The organism is Arthrobacter sp. P1_B4, assembly GCF_056406555.1.
Window position 1 is genome coordinate 1 of the sequence record NZ_JBFTZW010000148.1, and the last position, 4,362, is coordinate 4,362.

2 protein-coding genes are annotated in these 4,362 nt (G+C 63.2%); both read right to left on the reverse strand.

All coding sequences use genetic code 11. The annotated features are described in order from the left end of the window. Positions 1–2,890, reverse strand: a 2,890-nt coding sequence (locus tag AC1D1W_RS19950; RefSeq protein ID WP_476944610.1) for a CDP-glycerol glycerophosphotransferase family protein, incomplete at its 3' end; no start/stop codon positions are given. A gap of 228 nt (positions 2,891–3,118) precedes the next feature. Beyond that, positions 3,119–4,362, reverse strand: a 1,244-nt coding sequence (locus tag AC1D1W_RS19955; RefSeq protein ID WP_476944611.1) for a metallophosphoesterase family protein, incomplete at its 5' end; no start/stop codon positions are given.

Sequence of the window (4,362 nt, forward strand, 5' to 3'; positions counted from 1 at the left end):
ATTCATTCTGCGCCAGGAGGGCATCCCAGTACTCCGCCTCGCGCCACATGAGGTTCCAGTAGGAGAGGGAGAAGCTCGTCCGCGCGACGTCGTTGCCCAGCTTCTTGAGCGGAGTGCCATGCCAGGTCTGGATGTAGACCTGACCTTCGCGCTTACGGAAGTAGAACGGGAAATTGTTGTTGTTGATCAGGATCCGGGACTCGGTCAGGAGCTGGTACCAAAGGCGGGAGCCGATCAGCACCGGTTCGGTTCCGGCCGGCACGGGCACCGAGAAATCAGCGACGGCCCAGTACATCGGCCACTGGCTGCTCCTGCGCTGGAACTCTTCCAGAAGGCGTCGCGGGCTGTCCGTGGCACGGCGGCCGCCGAAGCACATGAACAGAACGGCGTCCTTGAGTTCATTGCTCCCGGCCAGCGTGACCGGAGTGCGCAGCGTCTGTTGCTCGAACCTTCCCACCTCGTCCGCCGCGAACGGCGGACGCAGGTGGATAGTGAGCGCACCGTTTTTGGAGGTGCGGCTCACGCCTACCTCCAGCCGGTCCGCGTCCATCCTTGCCGGCATCTGCTTCTGCAGACCGGATGACGCCGGGATCCAGTGGCCGAGGGTGTCGGCGACTCCCGGGGAAACGAACCGCACGCTGTAGGCGCCGGCCTCGGGCATCACTTCCTCGCCGCCCCACGGGTTCTGCGGAAGCAGGAAATCGGCGGTGAACGCATTGCTTCCATCGTTGGTGCGGACCTGCAGGACAACGTCCGTCGCCGGGATGACGGCCTTCCCGCTGGAGAGGACAACCCGCGGTGCACGGATGACATGCATGTCCGCTGTGCCTGCAATGCGCAGGGTCCGCTTGTCGGCTGAGACTTCGACGGTCGAAGCAATGATTCGGCTCTTGCGCTCTTCGACGGTGATGAAGCCGTAACCGGTCAGTCCCAGCCTGAGGCTTCGCGTCTGATCCGAGCGGGACTCCAACTCCGCGGTTCCCTCCGGCCACGCCACCGGCTGCGGGCCCTTGGCGCCGCTTTCCAGGCGCAGCTGCCATTCATATTCGGTCGTATTCCCGGCGCCACTGCCCAGCGCCGGGACGTTGATGACGTAGACAGCCCGGTTTCCGTCAACTTCCTGGAAAGTCGCAGTCTTCCGGATGCCAAACTTTCGGCTCTCGATGGATACTTTGGCGGGAACGGGGGCCCCGTCAGCGGCTTCAACAGTCAGCCGCAGGGTTCGCCCGGTGAGGTCCACGGATGTCGCCACGTAGAGCGGCGTCACCGGAACGAAGGTCAGGCCAGTGGTGGCGGCGCGCATCTCCACGGCCATCCGGGACGAGCCCACCATGGGCCCCACGGGCAACTGCCCGGTGGACCCGGTCAGGTCACGGAGCCTCAACGGCGCTGCGATTGTCCGGCCGCCGGCGCTGACAGTCAGGAGGACGTGCCAGTTGGCGGGCGCCGTGGCCTCATCGTCTGCCAACATCACGGCCGGATCGATGACAGCACTGAATCCTGCCTCGGCGTAGGACGTCCAGTTGTCGTTGGACTGCCAGTCGATGGACTTGTCGGAGTGGCGCTCCACCGCCAGAGCGACTGTCGCCCCGCTGCTGGCGTTGACCAAGGACGCATGGATGGAGAGGCTGCCGTCAGCCGGGTCCACGGAGGAGATGTACGCATGCCCTCCGATCATCAGCCGGCCGTCGGGCTGCCAGTCGAAGTGAGTCATCCTGCTCACCATTTGAAGATCGTCATCGCTGCAGGCCAGCAGATCCGGATCGTAGCCTGAAAGCTCAGCCAGGTACCGGGGTTGCGCCAGGATCCCGGAGTCCGTAATCAGCGTCGGAAAGCTGGAACCGTAGTCGCTCCGGTGGTTGCAGATTCGGACTACGTCCGCGCGTGAGTCCGTGAGCACGGCGGAGAGGATCAGCCGGTTGTGGATCCGGATGGCATTCCAGTCCAGATCCAGGCCGTCGCTGAGGCGCAGCACGGTGGCGTGCAACAGATCCCAATACTCGGGATCCGTACGCGGCACGACCTCGTAGTAACGGAAGAGCCCATTGCCCAGTTCTCCGGATAGCCAGCGCCGGTAGTGGTCAGGAGCCGAGACCGTGCTGACCACGGAGGCCAGGGCCTCAAGCCGGTGCAAGCGGTCACTGAGGTACTCCGTCTGGCACAGAAGCTCGCGGGCAGGAGGGCGAACTGCGGAGTCAATGGACGTGTTTATGACCTGGGCATCAAGAATGTCGAATGACTTGGCGCGCATGTAAAGGGTCGCGACTGCCTCGTACTGCCAGTGCTCCCGGGCGAGTGCAACGTCGGCAGTGGCCGAGATCCAGAAGTCACGGGTGAAAAGCTTGTTGGCGAGTGCACCATCGAGCAGTATCTCCGGCACGTCCGCGACGGCCGCGGCGGCCCGGGGTTCAGCGTGGATCTCCCGCTGCCAGGATGGGGTGGTGCTGGACTTGCCCTTGGATATTCCTGTCATGCCGACGGCGAAGGATGAGCCTGTCTCACGCAGCGACCGGTACATGATGTCCAGGCCCCGGTTTTCGACCACGTCGCCGGCCGTGAGGAACATCAGGTACGGGGCCCGCGACGAAGCCACAGCCCGGTTCCGGGCTTCCTCCTCGCCGGTGCCGGGCAGGGCGAGGTACTTCACACGGCCGTCCCGCCGCACGAACGCCTGTGCGGATGTTCTGCCCAGGCCGGCCAAGGACGTGTCGACGACGATCATGTCCAGCGCGGACGGCTGCTGGCCCACCACGCTGCGCAGCGTGGCCTCCGGATTGGGAGCATAGTCTGTGACCAGGACGACAACAGTGAGCCGCGCTAGCTGAAGGCGTGCAACCCCCGTTGTCCCCAGCATCCGCTGGACCCGGGCCAGGTTCGCGGGGTGTGCCATTCTCCGGAACTTGGTCTGCTGCTCCTTGGGCAATGCCCGCCACACACGCCGAAGGTTCCTCTTAGCCGTGGCTTTCAGCGAAGGTATTGCTTGGCTCTGGTCGTGACCTGGCATTGTCTGATTCGCTTCTTTCGTCTGTTCCAACCGGTGGTCGTAGCTTCATGATCTTTTGGTCCGAGTAAATCGTTGCACGAGCGCAAACGCCCGACCGCTGCCGGGCAGTCTACGTCAGAACGGTTTCAGCAGGACAAGGTCAACATTCTGGTCTCCGGCGCTTCCCCGCACGGCCTCGACATCAAGCCCTGGACGATTCATGGAGAGCTCAAGGCTCAAGGCCGCAAGGGAACCCGGAGTCTGGCTTTCTCCGTACGTCACGCTGTCGGGCTCAGAGTGGTCAACCAGAGTCGCCACGATTGACAGGGTCCCGTCGCCGTTGTCCAGCAATTCAACAATTCTCGATTGCTGCGGATAGTCAATCAGCGAGGCTGTAGTGATTTCCCAGAATCCGCCATGCTCAAAAATGGCTTTGTGCGGTGTCACCCGGTGTTTGTGTCCGTGACCGTTCACCCAGGCGACCACGTTGGGAAAACGGGCGATGAGTCGCAGGACCTTCGATCGGCTCAGGAAAGTGGGCCCGTCGCCGGACGAGGGCTGCTTGGCGGCAAAGGCTGACAGCGGGTGATGGCCAAACAGGATTACGAGACGGTCGCCGGCCTTCGAGGTGACGAGTTTGCCCTCGGCATCGTAGAACTTCCCGGAAACCCGCTGCAGTTGTTCCTCCAGCCAATCCGCCTGGGCGGCGTCCAGCGCCGCCTCAGTGCCGCCGTCGGGACTTGCGGTGTTCAACATGATGCCGACAACATCCGGCGACAGGTCGAACGTGTAGCACGGATCGGCCCGGGAACCCTTGCCGGAACCGGAGCGGAACCGTGGATTTCCTGCGTCCTTCGGCCACGCGTCCATAAATTCCGTCTTGCTGAATGCGCGCCGAAGTTTCGATGGCGGCACTTGTCTCGACGGCAGCGAAGCGATGAGGCTCCGGCGTTCACTGTCATTGGAGGTCCTGACTGTTTCCCAGAAGTCAGTCGTGTCCATGCCGGACGGCAGCCGGGTGGGCAGCCGGTCGCCGATTCGAAGAGCACCGACGAACTCGGCTTTTGGAGAAATGGGACCGGACGCCGGCTGGCCGGATTCATCATGGTTGCCGACGCCGATGTACCAGGGGAAATCCGAACCTTCCGCCGCTATCGGCTGCAGTGCGGCCGAGAGATATCCCGGAATTGTGGGATACCCATAACGGCTCTTCCACTCATCCGGAGACCTCAGCGTGGATTCCGGTTCGGGATGCCAGATGTATTTGGACAGTTCCACCGGGGCCGGACCATGATCCTGGATCCCCTCGTACACTCCATTCGGAGACGACGTCACGGGACCGCCCTTAACTACGCCGATCGCCGCCGACAGTTCACTGA